The sequence below is a fragment of the Citrobacter sp. On2M genome, assembly GCF_018035235.1.
Taxonomy (GTDB): Bacteria; Pseudomonadota; Gammaproteobacteria; order Enterobacterales; family Enterobacteriaceae; genus Citrobacter; species Citrobacter meridianamericanus.
On record NZ_WPCV01000002.1, the window covers coordinates 100,038 to 115,096 of the forward strand.

Below are 15,059 nucleotides of genomic sequence, written 5' to 3' on the forward strand. Positions count from 1 at the left end.
TCCATTTATGGTGTTAATAATTGGTTTTTTATTGTTTGTATTAAATTTTTGGGGGGCCGGCGATGCAAAATTTTCTTTCGCACTCACACTGTCATTACCTTCTGATTTAATGTTTATTTTCCTCTTATTGATGTCTCTTAGCGGGGGGGTTATTGCTACCTTTATGCTTGTTTTTCCTCGGTTAAAGGGAAAGTTTGTGAGTGTACCTTACGCTTTGTCAATCGGAACTGGTTACTTTTTAACGCTGATCATTGGGATATCAAATGACTCGATTATTATTATCTAGATGCAGGATGATTTTTAGTAATAATGGTACTGCTTCTATTGAGTTCTCGTTGGTGCTCATTCCTTTTTTGGCGTCCGTACTTTTTAATTTGGAATTATGCCGAATAATGTACCTTACAGCCGCTATAGATCTCGTGTTAGCAGAGTCAGCTCGCTATACCTCACTTGAGCCATCAGTTACTGATTATGAACTATCTTTCAATAAAATGCTTAATGACAATATTGTGTTATGGCCATTATTAGCATCTGGACAGTCTGTTGATGCTACTGTTCTTCATTGCGATAAAATCTCTGATTTGGTTAATACAGCGAGTAGTTGCACTATTGATGATACAGCAGGAAGCAAAATGCTGGCACTCTATTCTTTAAAATATCATTATAAACCTTTATTTTTTATTTTTAACGATGGACATTTTGACTCACTTTTTACAAGAAAGATTATTTATATTCAGGAGGCAAAGCGTGTATAAAATAACCTTTCTTAGATTGACGTTAAATGATCTTGCATGGCGTACCCGAGGTAGTGTAACAATTGAGTTTGCAATTATTTTCCCTGTTTTAATTATGCTTGCTTTAATTTTGTTAGATTTTACTACCTTGTATGCTAATGAAAGTCGTCTGGCTAGAAGTGGTTATTCTCTGGCGTCTGTTTTACGTGAACGAACGCTACTATATGGGAAAGATGAGGTTGTGACTCAGTCTCAGGTGGATATGATTTATGATATTACTAATGAGTTGCTAAACGACAGTCAGTTAGCCAACAAGGTAAGTTTAAATGTACAGGCTGTATATTTTGATAGTTCGTCAACAGAAAATAATAAGGTTATTGATAGTAGCAAAACGATTAACATCACTAAATCAAGTTTATTAAATCCAGTGATCTGCGCACCAGTTAAAGATATAGAGTCCGATACGTTAACAGATTTGTCAGTATGGTCAAATGAAGTAGGAGGGACGCTACGTTGGTTGCCAGTATATCAGATAACTTTATGTATCAAAGGTGATGAAAGCTACTTTTTAAAGGCCTTTTCATATATTGGTGTTATAACTCCATCAGTTATCTCAAGCAATGCGGTCGTTCCGCGCTGACGTGCGAGGTGAATATATAATGTATAATTTATCTTTTTTTAAATTTTCTTACATTCAAAATAATCGTGCTGCAGTATCAGTAATGTTTGCTATAGTTTTACCTATTTTGATTGCTTCTTTTTCTATTGGTATTGATGGAGCTCGTTTTTTAATTAAAAGAGCAAAATTGTCTGATGCCTTATCTCAAGGAGCACTTGCTGTCGCTTTAACTGGGAACGATAATAGTTTAGATACTGATATTACGAGAAATGAACAATTACTTGAGTCATATATTGATTATTATCTTCCTTCCGATAAGATTAAACCAGGTAGTTTAAAGGTCACGTTACGGAAAAAATATGATCCTGATGACACGTCACGTGTAGTTAGTCTTGATTACATTGCTGATGCTGCGATTCTTTCAAATCCAATTTTTGAAAGCCTGGAACATGGATTACCTGGTTTTGGAAAGGATGTCCAAATTTCTTCTGACGGTAGTAATGGTATTGTTCGTAAAACTATAGATGAGTCTTCTGTCGAAAGTGATATAGTTTTTGCCGTTGACTTTTCAGGTTCAATGCTGATGGCATCTTCTGAACCTTCAATGAATCGTATGCAATTACTTCAAAAAGTTGTCTCAGATTTATCTAAAGATATTATTGAATCTAAATCTAAAACTAAGATTGGCATAGTTCCTTTCGATCTTGGCATACCTGTTGAATTATCTGGTAAAAATCCGTTAGGGGGAGCCCGAATCGGATGTAGTTTACCTTATAAATTTAATCAAAAGTATGATCTTGACTTCGATTTCTGGTCTTTCAAAATTCCTGGCGATTCTTTTCTTACTGCAAATCAAGCTATTAAAGAAAATAATTTAGCACAATATTCTTATTATACTGATGTTTTGGGTATGTGGGATAAGCAGCTTATTGATTCTGGTATTTGTGTTAATATAACTGACTTGCCTGGACTTTCGTGTGAGCGTATTGGATACAATATTACCACGCCTGCTAATCTTAGTAAATTCAATAATGAATATGGTGTGATGTCAAAAATTGGGAACATGACATATCAATCAATTGCGACAAATATGACAGTCAATCACTCAGCCACTTTAGACAAAAAAGTACTTTTTAGTAATGATTATAAAGTTTTTGAAGTGCCTTTTGTACCCGAATACTTTTTCTCAAGTGTTTTTGGTGGTATGTGTTCATCTGGCTTTAACTATAATATCTATAGCAATAACCTGAATTATCCTCGAATTGTACCTTCAATTAAACAAAACGCTTATGTAATTAATCTCACATCTAGCCAATCTGAATTACAAAAATTTTCAAAAATGAAAGTACATCTTGGGACCAATAATGATACTACTGCTGGGTTATTAACCGCAGCTAAAGTTGTTAGTCGTGGCGTTAATCCACAAAAAATTATAATTATAATTACGGATGGTGAAGATACAAGGGATGTTGCAGAACTTAGTACGAAGTTTCACACCCAGTTTCATATGTGCCAGAAAATTGTCGATGGGCTGAAGGAACTATCCTCCGATACAAAAGGTGTGAAGATATTTTATATTTCCCTATCTGCCACTGATAATAACGAGAAAAGACTCTCTTTTTGGCGGGATAATTGTGTTGGAACTGATGGTGCTTTCACTGCTTTGGATTATAGCACCCTAAAAGATGTTCTTGGTGGTATATTACAGAAAGGTAATATTCATTTTATTAATAAATAGTCATTTTTAAATGATTATTTTACGGATGTCAACTAACTAATGATGGTATCAGTATGATATTCGAATTTTTAACGCAACTGTTTTCCAAAGACAGGGGTGTAAAACATGAGATTTTACCAGTGGAGAATAATGAAATGGCAAAATTTGATACTGTCCTTGACCAGTTACGAATCGACAGTTCTGTCTTAATGGTCGCATTTATCGATCTTAATAGTGGTATGAAGTTGGCTTCATCAGGATATATCAAAAATTCTGAAATCCATACTGAATGTGCTGTAAAGGTGATCAAATCTGAGTTAAAAACAATTAAGCTACTTGAGGTTGAAGATGAAATACAAGATATAATAATTTCAACAGACCAGATTTATCATTTACTGTATCCATGTCGTGGAATAAAAGATGTATTTATTTATCTAATCGCGGATCGGTCCAGAGCTAATTTGGCGTTAATAAGACGCGGTTTGAGTGATACTGAAGCAAACCTTCTTGCTATTCTTTATAACGAGAATGATGTTCAGAATCATGGGTTAAATGTTAAATCAGCTCTTGATGCACACTGTAAATGGCGTGACCGACTTGTAGCGATGATTAATGGTCTGGATGAGTCTTTCCCAATTGATAAGGCCTCTGCTGATAATGAATGCGACCTTGGAAAATGGTTACATTCGGTTGGAACATCTAAATACGGGGATTTACCTGAATTTGTCCAGCTTATGAATAGTCATCGAATGTTCCATTCATGTGTGAAACAAGTTGTTGATGTACTAAAAACTCAGGGAGTTGAAGCAGCCAGATTGGAGCTAGGTACTAATTTTAAGAAGGTTTCAGCGAAAGTGCAGAATGATATTATTACTTTTTTTGAAACAATCTAGCATTGTATGCCGCAGTTTTCATTATCATATCTTTCAGTTTTATAATATTTTATTTCTATATTAATGTATAACATTTGATTATTAATATTGATTTTGCTGATTAAATAAATATATTTATAACTTGGATTCTGACATTTTTACTTTTGGAGTTTGGGGGAGTGTGGTTCCCCCCTTTTTTTAATCATTACTCATAGGCTGCACAGTGTCTACAACTTTGCAAGGACATTCTGTACCAGAAGAATTCTAATGGTTGTTACTGTATTCGAGTCCGTGATTTGAGTGAAATTCCTAAAAGCTATCAGGCGCATAATGTCTCCAGCGGGAATTAGCTGGTTCTCAACTGCTCCCGTCCCCACTGTACTTGCAGGCACTGTCACCCCGATGTTAGCGCGACACTTGGCTGGCGAAGTAATTTCGGGATTATCGTTATAGATTTAGATCCACTCCCCACCTTCAAAACTGCGGGTAAGTGTCCATTGATGCAACTGGCCGTAGACCGAATCATGCCCCTCGCCATAGGGACGGTTACACGGATGTAGACAGAGTACGGGCGTTCATCTCGTGAGTCTTCATGGTATTGTTCCTTGCTGATAAGGTACCTTCAGCATAAGAATTCGCTGCTCAATAGCGTGTCCATCCTTGCTTATAAGGTGTCCATTCTTGCTCTTATCACGGCGAAACTCTCCCGGCGTGCAGCCATAGTAACGGCGAAATACCTTGGCAAATGCCTGGAAGCTGGCTAGTCACGCCTCCATCGCTATGGTCAGTGATATTGGCATCGGTATAAAGGAGCTGCCAGGCAGCCCGCTGAATACGCAGAGGACGACACATCTCTCCGGGTATCTCTCCTGCCACGCCCGTAAACACCCTGTGAAAATGGTAGAATGACAAACAGGCACTGCTTGCCAGCATTTCGATGGAGAGATCAGAATTCTGCTCCAGCGACTGGATCACCTGACGCAATCTGGCTTGACAATCGACTATATCATTGGCACTAACGCTCCCTGCGATTCTGTGTAAGTAGAGCGAACCAACCTATCACCGCTGCCGGAAGGTAGGGCAATAATTTGTGATCTCCAAACTGATCCCGTTCTTGGGTTATTGTACTGTCGAATAGGCACATAGGGATCTGGCCAGTCACTTAAGTCAGCATTATTTTTCCTCCATCCTGAGTAGTGTGTGCATAGGATTTACCGGATAAACACAGATTCCCCCCTTCAATGTCCACCAGGGACGAGCCGATCTCAGGTTAGGTAGTCTCGGAATTAATAAAGCACCGATACTACCTGGATTAATTGTTTTAAAAATTTTCGTGGGTTATCTTATCTTCAGGATCTTGCCGGATAAGCCCGAAAGGACAAATCGATACCATACATTTTCTGTAAATATTACAATATTTGTTATTTATGGACTGACTTCCCGGACAAAGGCTTTTCTCCTTCATACATATCCATAATTCTTTGTTGTATCTGGTGACATTGTAAACAGTTATGGGGTATACCTTTCCATTTATTAATACCCCCTTATCGTAGGGCTCGATCATGCTGCCCGGCGCCAAAAAAATATCCGCCTGATACCAAATTGTTAACTTCAGATTTTTAAAGCCACGTATACAAGAAAAGCAAACTCCGACTGAAGGACTTACCACTGTATCAATAACATACCATTCCATCATACGACCTTGATATTCACTTTGGTTACTAATTAGACTTCATGTCCTTAAGGAAACAATTCAGCGTAGTTCACTTTGAGGAATTCGTAACCTATTGAAAAAGATCGTTTTTATGTGAGTAATGGAAAAGAGTTAATTATTAATGGCTTATTCACAAATGCGTGACAAACGACTTACAAAATATTACAAATTGCTCTTTTTAATCATTTTTTGAGTGTCGAAAATTTTGGTTACGTTATATCGTCATTATTAAACGTTGCTTCAGTCATTATCTTGTTTTCACTTGGGTGTTAGATGGTGCTGATCATGAAAAATGCTCTTAAAATGAAGGTTAATATTCTGAATTATTAAGAGTTGTTTATTTTTGGATGATGTCTGATGCCGGTCAAGATGTGATTTTGGAAAGGTATAAATATAAGTAGCTCTAATTTGTATTGTTAGGAAACTATATGTGTTGTGATCGGGGGTGGGGCGGGGAGAATTCAGGTCGGATTTTCTGATTCCTGCATTTAACACTGGCGGTTTGTATTGTAAATTGCTACATAGATAATACTTTGAAACAGACTTTGACGTATTATTAAATCAATGTGTTATGCGCCTGCTAATTCTGTGAATCAAAGCAAATGCAGGTTTAATAAACACAGAGATTAAATTGGCATCCCCGGTGATAGGAAGGTTATGAGATTATCATAAAGTAAAATATATCGATTTTTCTGATTTCATGTCGTTAACAAGGTTGTATTATTGAATTCCGAACTCAGTCTTAATATGCATATATGCACCTTAGAGCCTTGAACAGTACAGTTTAAGTTTGTAGTTTACTTATAAGTCACTTATTTTTGCATGTGCCTTATAACGCATTAATGATAATTTCAATGCACTGTTTTACCAATAATTTTGAACTATCAATAATCAAATGCTCCTGGTCCCATTGTTCGTAATCACGTGTGATGACAGCATTCCAGTCCGGTAGTTTTAATCCTTCGATATCTGAAATCCTGCTTTCTACACGTGAACGATGAGTATTCACATCTGAACAAATCACCTCAACCTCCAGGAATTTTGAGCCAGTAGATAAAGCAACCTCCCGATAGGCTTCTCGTGTAAGTAGTAGTGGGTTAACTGAATCTGCTATGACATTCAGACCCAGCTTCAGATTATCCCGGGCAAGTTCGTATGCCACAAAATACCCTGCAGGGCCCGTCTCTTTATCATGATTTTCTGCGCAACGGATTGCCTGTTCGATAGTATCAATACGTAAGTATACGGCACCAAGTTCCTTCGCGAGAGCATGAGCTATGGTGCTTTTGCCAGTTCCGGGTAATCCGGCAAAGATGATAAACATTTTTCAAATCCTCTAAGTATGCAGATTGAGTTTTATATCTCAGCCTGTATGTCAGTGATCTCCCTAATTTATCACTGCTGCTCCTGGGCTGGACAGGATCATCCGGATCTCCCAGGAAAAATTGAGAACATCTGCACATAATTATTTTTTGAGCTGCGGCAAGTTGTGTCAGTAAAGTCATCCTGTTCAGTCCCGCAGAGCGGGGAAGGGCTAAGGACACTTGATAGTCTTTCCGGAGTGAATATGAACAACAATACTCGATTTTTTATAAGAAAGAGTACGCAATATCCTGATTCAGAAACGACTTTTCTTGATGGTAGTTTAAGAAACTCAGTGAGATTAAATTCTTCTGCCATTGGCATAGGCACATATCAACCCGGCTGGCGCTGGTCTCTTCATGTCGGGGCAATGACGGGAAAACTGTCAGAACGTCATACTGGTTTTATCATTTCCGGTGAAATGATGGTGCGTGACTGCTCCGGAAATGAATACCTTATTCATGCCGGCGAAGCATTTGAGGTTTCTGAGGATCATGATGCCTGGGTAGTGGGTGATACTCCGTGTGTTGCGCTGGATTTCACGCATTTCCTCCGCTGAGGATATGAACTTGATGGTACAGGGCTGGTTTGCAGAATTCTTTTTTTTGGATTTATAAATTGCACTGGATAACAGTCTGCAGGGTTCTCAGGATGAGCAAAATGCTTTTATCCGGAGCCCGATTATGTCCCACACTGATACTCCTGAACAGGCTGCTGTCATCGCATGGAAGGGCGAACGTCTGGTTGTTTGTGCTTTTGCCGGGAGTGGCAAAACCACCACACTTCGTCGTTATGCTGAGGAAAATCCAACGGAACGAATGCTCTATATTGCTTATAACCGAGCCATCAGAGATGAGGCGGAGCAGAAATTCCCCTTCAACGTTACCTGCAAAACATCGCATCAACTGGCCTGGCCGACGGTCGGGAAACATTACAGTCATCGTCTGATTAATTCACTACGACTGACCGATGTCGCCCGGGCGCTAAACTCCCGCGACTGGTTGCTGTCCAGACTGACGCTTGATGTTCTGAATCGCTTTATGTGTAGCGCGGCCACCGATATTACGCCTGAACACATGCCTGATCCTGACGACTGTAAGGGGCTACAACCAGGTCAAATCCTGCTTTCAGCAAAGAAAATCTGGGCAATGATGTCGGCCCGCCAGGGGGATTTTCCGGTGACTCATGATACCTATCTAAAGCTTTTCCAACTGAGCAAACCGAATTTGTCTTCCCGCTATAGCACGTTATTGTTTGATGAAGCCCAGGATGCCAATCCTGTCATCAGCTCCATTGTGCTCAACCAGATCTGCCGGGTCGTGCTTGTTGGCGATACTCATCAGCAAATCTACCGCTTTCGTGGTGCGGATAATGCCATGCACGCACCTCAACTGGAGAACGCAGATCATCTTTGGCTGACCCACAGCTTTCGCTTCGGTCCGGAGGTGGCTGAGGTGGCCAACAGGCTGCTAGCCCTGAAGGGGGAAACGCATCAGATAGCTGGAAAGGGGGGCGCAGACCGTGTTCTGCTGACAATGCCGCGGAATTTTGGCCATCATGCAGTTCTTCACCGATCTGTCTGTGGTGTCATCCGGACGGCATTGCACTGGTCGCTGGCTGGCAGGAAAGTATTCTGGGTTGGTGGTATGGAAAGCTACAGAATTGAGGATTTACTGGATTTGTACTGGTTCTCAATTGATATGTCGGAGCGTATGCGGCACGACAGGCTGACCCGAGATTACCGGGACTATGATGAATATCTGCAGATAGCCGAAGATACCGGTGATGTGGAGATGAAGCAGGCGATATTTATTCTTGAACAGTTTTTTCCGTTACCGGACAGACTGAATACGTTACGTGAGCAACGCGTCATCAGTGAATCTGAAGCTGATGTGACGGTATGTACAGCACACAGAAGTAAGGGGCTCGAATGGGACAGAGTGAAGTTACATGATGACTTTCCCGATATTCTGGATCCTGACATGCCGGAAAGTCAGCGACAGGATGAAATTAACCTCATGTATGTGGCAGCCACTCGGGCGCGTAAAGTACTTATAACCGATCCGATATTGCACGAGCTTCTAATCCAGCCTCGGGCTGAAGACATAGCCGGAACTTTTGCGGATAAATCGGGTGAGTCAGAAGTGAGTACGGAAAATGATAAAAAAGGAACTGAATATGTTCCGGAAAGTTAAGTCATGGATGGAGAAGAAAAACCTCAGACAGATAGAAGAAAATAAATCGGGAAATGCGAAGAAGGGACTTATTCCCGTCACGGATGGATATTTTAACCCAGCGGCCATTTCAGATTTGTTACAGCATGAACGACGGCAGCAATGGTTAAGGATTTTGTGGGAGAACAGCGCGTTACCTAAAGAGCGTTTCGAACGTTATTTTTTACTCCCTATACACGGCGTTGTGGGTTTATGTCAGAGACTCCCGGCTTCGGCTCAGGGGAAATTTGCCTATACAGACGGCATGGTGGATTACGTCATACAGACGACGGTCTTTGCCGTACGTTTATCAAAAGGATATATGCTGCCCCGAGGTGCATCTGCAGAGGAACAATCCGCGCAGTCAGTCAGCTGGAGTGCTGTCGTTTATTACGCTGCATTATTCCACTCGTTGGGGCGCTTATGGAATATTGAAGGCGAGCTCCGTAGTGGTGCTGTGTGGCGCCCGGGATTAAGTGTTCCGGAAGAACCTTATCGTTTTCGTTTTAAAGCAGAACCCGATATAGCAGCTGCTCAGGTTTATGGTGAATTGATCGCTCTCAGATTTTTGCCAGAACCGGTTCTTCAGTGGCTGGGTAAAAACCCTGATATTCTGAGAACATTGCTGGCTTTCATTAGCGGACGTTACAGTGATGCAAAGGATATTACGGATATCGTTAATGAGGCCATTGTACATGCCGGAGGGATACCTCTTGGTTTTCCCATTGCACAGGAAGAGCAGACTTCTGAATTAGCAGAGACACTTAACCCTGCCGCGACAGTAGCTCCCGTGTTGAGGAAAGGTTCTTCTACAACTCCTCCTGATGCCCCTGTCATGGTTGATGGAGGGCAGGAGACTGCTGTCCTTTTATCTTCCCTTGAATCTGATGCTAAGCCTGAACGTGGGGAAGGGCAGCCTATTGCTGAAACAGATCCAGATGTTCTTCAGGTCATGTCGATTCTGGGAGGACTGACAAACACTGACACACAGTCGCCTGAAAAGGAAGGCGTGAACACAGAGACCGATATGGTGGCAGGAGAATCGTTTCCGGAAGTCGCGGTTGCACTTGAGACTTCAGCAGCAGAAGAGGTTATCAATGACACCGTTACCACTGAATGCACTGGATCATCCTCGGATGGCGTATCATCGCTTTCCTCAGCGGAGCTGGGAGATTTGTTCTGGTCCTGGCTAAGGGATGGGCTTCGTGAGGGGGATATACCGGTAAATACTGCTGATGCCTGTGTTCATCTGACTTGTGGCTTCGTATTTATCAGCGTCCCGGGTGTTTTTTTTCTGTTTTTGAAATCACATTCGCGTTCCTGTTCTTCTGGTCTGAAAGACGGCGGGAGGAAGGATCAGGTGCAGGCGGCATTTGAGAAGATGCGAAAACATCGGGTCAGTGATTCCCGGCGATTCTGGCAATGCTGTCTTTATGAAGAGCCAGGGAGTAGGGGGAGATACAAAAAGTTAACAGGGTATCTGATAAAGATGTCAGAGATTTATGCTGTTGGTAACTTTCCCAGCGACAGTTTATTTCTAAAGGTCATGAATTGAAATTAAATGTAACAAATTTAATATAAGAAAAATCTTAGCATAGCATCAGTTTTTGTTACAAATTGAAATGTTTTGGCTTTGTCATGCGCATCAAACTGCGGGAATTTAAACACACAGATTGTGTGTGTATTAATAATAAAAGCTCAATAGCGGTGATAAAAATGGATACAAATATTACCTGGAATCAATTGATTGATGAATATTTTTTTGCAAAACCTCTGCGCTCAGCATCTGAATGGAGTTATACCAAAGTCTTTAAATCATTTGTAAATTATATGGGACCGTTAAGCTGTCCTAATGATGTTACATATCACAAAGTGCTTGCCTGGCGCCGTTTTCTTTTAAAAGAGAAAAAGCTGTCCGGACGCACCTGGAATAACAAGGTGGCGCATATGCGGGCCATCTTTAACTATGGAATACAGCGTGGGTTGCTGCACTATGATGAAAATCCGTTTAACAATTCGGTAGTTAAACCGGACAAAAAGAGAAAGAAAACGCTCACTCAGGCTCAGATTGAGTATGCCTATCAGATTATGGAGCAGTATGAGAATCAGGAGAATAAAGGGCTGGGACTTAAATACTCCCGCTGTGCCTTATTTCCTGCCTGGTTCTGGCTCACTGTCTTGGATACGCTCTATTACACAGGGATACGTCAGAACCAGTTATTACATATTCGGCTGAATGATGTTGATTTGAGAGAGGGGCAGATTCGGCTGATTACGGAAGGTTGTAAAAATCACAAAGAACACTGTGTGCCAGTGATCAGTTTTCTGCGTCCCCGACTTACCTGCTTAGTGGAGAAAGCGCAGAGTGAAGGATTAAAAGGCAATGACCGTCTGTTCAATATTGCACTTTTTACCGGCAAAGATCCCACCATCGGCGATGATATGGATTCTCCTCAGGTAAGAGCATTCTTCCGTCGTCTGTCTAAGGAGTGTCAGTTTGCGATCAGTCCTCATCGTTTCAGACACACGCTGGCAACGGAGATGATGAAAATGCCGGAGCAGAACCTGCATATGGCGCAAAGTGTGCTGGGTCATTCAAACATGAAATCAACGCTGGAGTATGTGGAGAATGATATTGCAGTGATGGGGAGAGCTCTGGAAGCGCAGTTTATGCAGCTAAAAGCAGCACATGCGCGATAGTATTTACAGTGGGTTGACAAAGAATAGATAAGCTGTAACGATATTGAGTGATCGAGAAAAGGGAACCTGCGCGAACAAGTTCCCTTACTTGAGAAACCCTAAAATCCATCTCGATGTGTAGACTGACCTGCTACATCGATTGTCCTTCCGGGTTCCACGTAACGTCCGTTAAGGTTCTCAAGCCCTAACCAACGTACTTTGATAAGAGTGGTGCCCGGACTCGGAATCGAACCAAGGACACGGGGATTTTCAATCCCCTGCTCTACCGACTGAGCTATCCGGGCAACGGGGCGCATTAAACCGTATTCACGTCTGTCAGTCAATTAAATTTCGGGAAAAACCGTTCAACCGCTTAATATTACGGCAATCTACGCATTTATGCCTGAAGATTGAACAAAATAGCGTGGTGCCAATTTCTCACCACCCAATAAGCGTTGTGCGCTTAAGTCAGCGCACCGCCCATACGGCACTGAGCAAAGCGCAGGATATCTTCAGCCAGACGGTGTGCTGTTTCGACATCAGCATGGCTACGATTGACCAACATGCGGCTCAGGCAGCCTTCCAGCACCAGTTCCATCTGTTTGGCAACCATTGCCGGGTCGTCAACTTCCAGCGTCGTGAGCAGTTCATGGGTGAAGTCATGCGCCGCCTTTTTTTGTTGATCGGCTAACTGATGGATCGGATGTCCGGGATCGGGGTAAAACGTACAGGCGGCGATGAACAGGCAGCCTGGATAGCGATTATTGCTCACGCATTCGGACAGCGCGTTGTAGCGTGCCAGTAATTTCTGCTCAACGCTCTGGGTGTCATCCAGCAAAAGCTGACGCCGCCAGATATCCACCCGCTGGCTGAGGTAACGTAACGCATCGTACAGAATGGCCTCTTTATCGGGCCAAAAGCGTTGTAGTTCATCAAGAGGATAATTGATACGTTCGGCCACCATTTCCAGCGTGGTATTGGCTATCCCTTGAACCTCAAGTAATTTCAGGGTTTCTCCCAGGACATCTTCACGTTGCACGGTATTCTCCTCCGTATTTCCTGTTGCAAGTGTCGCTCACGGTTGGCGATCGCGCAAATGTGCGCTGAAGGTCGTGGCATCCATAAAGCCTGTTACCCGGGCCTCCGGGTGCTCTTTCCCTTCAGCGTCAAAGAACAAAATAGTCGGCAAACCTAAAACCTGTAAATGCTTCAGCAGAGCAACATCCTGGGCATTGTTTGCCGTCACATCCGCCTGCAAAAGCACTGTGTTGCCGAGCGCTTGCTGAACCTGTGGGTTACTGAACGTATACTTCTCAAACTCTTTGCAGGCCACGCACCAGTCGGCATACAAATCCAGCATAACAGGCTTGCCTTTAGCTTGCGCCAGCGCCTGATTTAGCGCATCTACCGATGCTACCGGCGTAAAGTTAAGATGCGTCTGGTCTTGAGCATGCGGCGCACCGAACGCCCAGTCCTGTAATGGTCTTACGCTGACCAGCGCTGCAGCTAACAGGACAATCTGCACGATGCGCATCCAGGCGTGCTTTGCCTGCAGGCTGGTGATGAATGCCCACGCAAAGAATGCGACGCCAAGCGCTGACCACAGGCGAGCGCCCCATTCGTCGCCAATGATGCGTTCGAGTAAGAAGACGGGAAGCGCCAGAATGACAAAACCAAAAGCGGTTTTGACATGCTCCATCCAGGGGCCGCTTTTAGGTAACAGGCGATTGCCAAATACGGTAATCAGCATCAGAGGTAATCCCATCCCCAGCGCGTACAGATACAGCGTGCCGCCTCCCAGCCACATGTTCCCGCTCTGAGCGATATACAGCAAAATCGCGCTTAACGGGGCTGTGGTACAAGGAGAACAGATGAGACCTGCGATCGCCCCCATCGCAAAGACGCTACCGGGAGAACCACCTTGCTGGCGGTTACTCATCAATGTAAGGCGCGTTTGCAGCGATGAAGGGAGCTGCAGCGTAAACAAACCAAACATCGATAACGCGAGTAGCGTAAAGATGACGGCAAGGCCAATCAGAACGTAAGGATGCTGTAGTGCGGCCTGGAACTGCAATCCAGCGGCCGCAACAACCAGACCCAACGCGGTATAGGTGAGCGCCATCCCCTGGACGTAGATAAACGTCAGCAACAGTGCGCGCCCGGTTGATAATCGTTGCTTGCCGCCCAGCACGATGCCGGAAATCAATGGATACATCGGTAATACGCAGGGCGTAAACGCGATGCCTATTCCGATCAGTAATGCCCACAGAGCGGTAAAGGGGAGTTTGGCTGCGGGCTCCGGTTGCTCTTGCGGCGCGACAGTGGCTGGCACTGGCGCAGGTGTTGCCTGGGTATCGGCGGATACTTCACTTAACGGTACGGTTTTGGTTTCTGGCGGGTAGCAAAATCCGGCGTCAGCACAGCCCTGGTACGTGACCGTTAATGTTGCGCCAGATTTCGCCTGATTGATCGTGACCGGGATGGTCAACTGTTTACGGTATATCTCACTTTTGCCGTAAAACTCATCTTCATGCCAGACCCCCGGCGGTAGTTTTACCTCGGCGATATCAGCCTGAGAAGGCGTAATGCTTATCTGTTTGCGATACAGATAATAGCCATCTTTAACCTGCCATGTGAGGTTCAGATCGTGTTGGTTTTGCTGGAAATCAAAAACAAACGCCCGATCGGCAGGTACAAACTGCGAGCGGCCTGGCGCGTCAAATAATCCGGCAAAAGTAGATGTGCTGCACAGCAGCAGGATCAGCGTAAGGATGCGTTGAGCCATGAGCGGTAATCAAAGTCTCCGTGAATGACGGGTAAAACCAGAAGTTCAGGTGTTTGATATGGATGATGTGACTTCAGGCAATCGAGTAGGGCTTGCTGGTGCGTAACGGTGGTTTTTAAAATCATCTGGACTTCATATTCCTGCTCCAGTTTACCTTCCCAATAATAGAGGGAGGTCGCACCGGGCAGTAGCGTTACACAGGCGGCTAGCTTTTCCGCCAGCACTTTTGCAGCCAGATCCTGGGCGGTTGCTTCATCCGGCGCAGTACAGAGCACCACAACGGTATCGGGGATGGAAATATCCTGACTCTTTACATCAAGCATAAACACCTCGAAAGAACAGAGTAACCAGCTAAAGAGTGGTC

The 15,059-nt window shown here is 43.4% G+C and carries 14 protein-coding genes and 1 tRNA gene; 8 read left to right on the forward strand and 7 right to left on the reverse strand.

Features of this window, described 5'->3' with window-relative positions:
• Positions 1–263: 263 nt before the first annotated feature.
• The 4 genes from On2M_RS02690 to On2M_RS02705 are packed head-to-tail and all read left to right on the forward strand — an operon-like array spanning position 264 to position 3,963.
• Positions 264–755 carry a TadE family protein gene (locus On2M_RS02690; protein ID WP_210904322.1) on the forward strand — a complete coding sequence of 164 codons (492 nt, stop codon included), beginning with the start codon at positions 264–266 and terminating at the stop codon, positions 753–755.
• Positions 748–1,374 carry a tight adherence pilus pseudopilin TadF gene (gene tadF / locus On2M_RS02695; RefSeq protein WP_210904323.1) on the forward strand — a complete coding sequence of 209 codons (627 nt, stop codon included), beginning with the start codon at positions 748–750 and terminating at the stop codon, positions 1,372–1,374. Before On2M_RS02690 ends, tadF begins: the two co-directional genes overlap by 8 nt.
• A 19-nt stretch (positions 1,375–1,393) precedes the next feature.
• Entirely contained in the window at positions 1,394–3,091 is a 1,698-nt protein-coding gene (locus tag On2M_RS02700; RefSeq protein WP_210904324.1) for a pilus assembly protein, read from the forward strand.
• A 53-nt stretch (positions 3,092–3,144) separates the two neighbouring features.
• Positions 3,145–3,963: a CZB domain-containing protein gene (locus On2M_RS02705; protein WP_210904325.1), complete on the forward strand. Its 819-nt coding sequence runs from the start codon at positions 3,145–3,147 to the stop codon at positions 3,961–3,963.
• A gap of 669 nt (positions 3,964–4,632) precedes the next feature.
• Here On2M_RS02705 and On2M_RS02710 read toward each other — a convergent pair.
• From On2M_RS02710 to On2M_RS02720, 3 genes are all read right to left on the reverse strand, one after another.
• Positions 4,633–4,917 (reverse strand): hypothetical protein, encoded by a 285-nt coding sequence (locus On2M_RS02710; protein WP_210904326.1) that lies wholly within the window; start codon positions 4,915–4,917, stop codon positions 4,633–4,635.
• Positions 4,918–5,263: 346 nt separating this feature from the next.
• Entirely contained in the window at positions 5,264–5,638 is a 375-nt protein-coding gene (iraM, locus tag On2M_RS02715; protein ID WP_348772779.1) for an anti-adapter protein IraM, read from the reverse strand.
• A gap of 847 nt (positions 5,639–6,485) precedes the next feature.
• A complete protein-coding gene (locus tag On2M_RS02720) occupies positions 6,486–6,980 on the reverse strand; it encodes an AAA family ATPase (protein WP_210904330.1) in 495 nt (164 codons plus the stop codon).
• A 243-nt stretch (positions 6,981–7,223) separates the two neighbouring features.
• On the opposite strand from On2M_RS02720, the gene On2M_RS24160 reads away from it, so the two are divergent.
• The 4 genes from On2M_RS24160 to On2M_RS02740 all read left to right on the forward strand — a co-directional run bounded on the left by On2M_RS24160 (position 7,224) and on the right by On2M_RS02740 (position 11,931).
• Positions 7,224–7,577: a hypothetical protein gene (locus On2M_RS24160; protein ID WP_247604916.1), complete on the forward strand. Its 354-nt coding sequence runs from the start codon at positions 7,224–7,226 to the stop codon at positions 7,575–7,577.
• Between the two features lie 124 nt (positions 7,578–7,701).
• Positions 7,702–9,213 (forward strand): UvrD-helicase domain-containing protein, encoded by a 1,512-nt coding sequence (locus On2M_RS02730; protein WP_210904332.1) that lies wholly within the window; start codon positions 7,702–7,704, stop codon positions 9,211–9,213.
• On the forward strand, positions 9,197–10,786 hold the full coding sequence (locus tag On2M_RS02735; RefSeq protein ID WP_210904334.1) for a TraI domain-containing protein: 1,590 nt from the start codon (positions 9,197–9,199) through the stop codon (positions 10,784–10,786). Before On2M_RS02730 ends, On2M_RS02735 begins: the two co-directional genes overlap by 17 nt.
• Before the next feature lie 161 nt (positions 10,787–10,947).
• Complete coding sequence (locus tag On2M_RS02740) at positions 10,948–11,931, forward strand: site-specific integrase (protein WP_210904336.1); 984 nt, start codon at positions 10,948–10,950, stop codon at positions 11,929–11,931.
• A gap of 208 nt (positions 11,932–12,139) precedes the next feature.
• Here the strand turns inward: On2M_RS02740 and On2M_RS02745 are convergent.
• The 4 genes from On2M_RS02745 to cutA all read right to left on the reverse strand — a co-directional run bounded on the left by On2M_RS02745 (position 12,140) and on the right by cutA (position 15,018).
• A tRNA-Phe gene (locus On2M_RS02745) sits at positions 12,140–12,215 on the reverse strand.
• 158 nt (positions 12,216–12,373) lie between these two features.
• The gene (locus On2M_RS02750) at positions 12,374–12,949 is read right to left on the reverse strand and encodes a transcriptional regulator (protein WP_210904338.1); all 576 of its coding nucleotides are present in this window, start codon (positions 12,947–12,949) and stop codon (positions 12,374–12,376) included.
• 36 nt (positions 12,950–12,985) lie between these two features.
• Positions 12,986–14,695: a protein-disulfide reductase DsbD gene (locus On2M_RS02755; RefSeq protein WP_187259230.1), complete on the reverse strand. Its 1,710-nt coding sequence runs from the start codon at positions 14,693–14,695 to the stop codon at positions 12,986–12,988.
• Positions 14,671–15,018, reverse strand: a complete 348-nt coding sequence (gene cutA, locus On2M_RS02760; protein WP_151217311.1) for a divalent cation tolerance protein CutA — start codon at positions 15,016–15,018, stop codon at positions 14,671–14,673. The genes On2M_RS02755 and cutA overlap by 25 nt, the downstream gene beginning before the upstream one ends.
• Positions 15,019–15,059: the final 41 nt, after the last annotated feature.

What these genes read in the sequence shown, in the direction of transcription:
- On2M_RS02730 (WP_210904332.1), top strand. Translation starts at nt 7,702, where the DNA reads ATGTCCCACACTGATACTCCTGAACAGGCTGCTGTCATCGCATGGAAG.
- On2M_RS02690 (WP_210904322.1), top strand. Translation starts at nt 264, where the DNA reads ATGACTCGATTATTATTATCTAGATGCAGGATGATTTTTAGTAATAAT.
- On2M_RS02735 (WP_210904334.1), top strand. Translation starts at nt 9,197, where the DNA reads ATGTTCCGGAAAGTTAAGTCATGGATGGAGAAGAAAAACCTCAGACAG.
- On2M_RS02755 (WP_187259230.1), bottom strand. Translation starts at nt 14,695, where the DNA reads ATGGCTCAACGCATCCTTACGCTGATCCTGCTGCTGTGCAGCACATCT.
- On2M_RS24160 (WP_247604916.1), top strand. Translation starts at nt 7,224, where the DNA reads ATGAACAACAATACTCGATTTTTTATAAGAAAGAGTACGCAATATCCT.
- On2M_RS02705 (WP_210904325.1), top strand. Translation starts at nt 3,145, where the DNA reads ATGATATTCGAATTTTTAACGCAACTGTTTTCCAAAGACAGGGGTGTA.
- On2M_RS02720 (WP_210904330.1), bottom strand. Translation starts at nt 6,980, where the DNA reads ATGTTTATCATCTTTGCCGGATTACCCGGAACTGGCAAAAGCACCATA.
- On2M_RS02740 (WP_210904336.1), top strand. Translation starts at nt 10,948, where the DNA reads ATGGATACAAATATTACCTGGAATCAATTGATTGATGAATATTTTTTT.
- On2M_RS02700 (WP_210904324.1), top strand. Translation starts at nt 1,394, where the DNA reads ATGTATAATTTATCTTTTTTTAAATTTTCTTACATTCAAAATAATCGT.
- cutA (WP_151217311.1), bottom strand. Translation starts at nt 15,018, where the DNA reads ATGCTTGATGTAAAGAGTCAGGATATTTCCATCCCCGATACCGTTGTG.
- iraM (WP_348772779.1), bottom strand. Translation starts at nt 5,638, where the DNA reads ATGATGGAATGGTATGTTATTGATACAGTGGTAAGTCCTTCAGTCGGA.